Annotated in this window: 1 protein-coding gene; it reads right to left on the reverse strand. The window is 35.5% G+C overall.

Annotated features, from left to right (window positions below):
- Positions 1–198 precede the first annotated feature (198 nt).
- Positions 199–532: ubiquitin-conjugating enzyme E2 (locus tag D7Y04_RS42540; protein ID WP_147477331.1), on the reverse strand; the 334-nt coding region annotated here is incomplete at its 5' end.

Here is a 532-nt window from a genome sequence, read left to right on the forward strand (position 1 = left end):
CAAAGATGATTTTATCGATGATTTTTCAGCCGCCAACACTTTCTCAAAAGAGATTGCCATTTTCAGTCAATTTGAAACAACACAGCCATTTTTTATTCCGAACCGTCATTTTTTCAATTTCAAACGCTTTACTGATCAGAAACTCCGATCATTTTTCGAAGAGAAATATCTTCAATTCCATGCACTCTGGGACAAATATCATCTTCTCGAATCTTCTTCTTCTTCTTCTTCATTTTGTTGTTTTTCTTGTTCGGCTAAATAACGTTTATAACCATAGTTCATCTCGAATGGTAAGTGGTCGAAATCTTCAATTACACCACCTTCAATCGAAATACGAACATTTCTGAGAAATTCGTCATCATCCGAAGTAATATTCGAGGTTAATGGATCATCAGGATTGGGAGAATGGAAAAGAAACATCAGACCTTGGAGAAGATCTTCGAATGTTGAAGATGGTCCTCCATCCCAGTCATTTAATGTTGATACACAGACATTATTGTGATAATTCCGATATGTTGTATCGATATTTGGA

This window comes from Corallococcus sp. AB038B, assembly GCF_003668955.1.
In the GTDB taxonomy this organism is placed as follows: Bacteria; Myxococcota; Myxococcia; order Myxococcales; family Myxococcaceae; genus Corallococcus; species Corallococcus exiguus.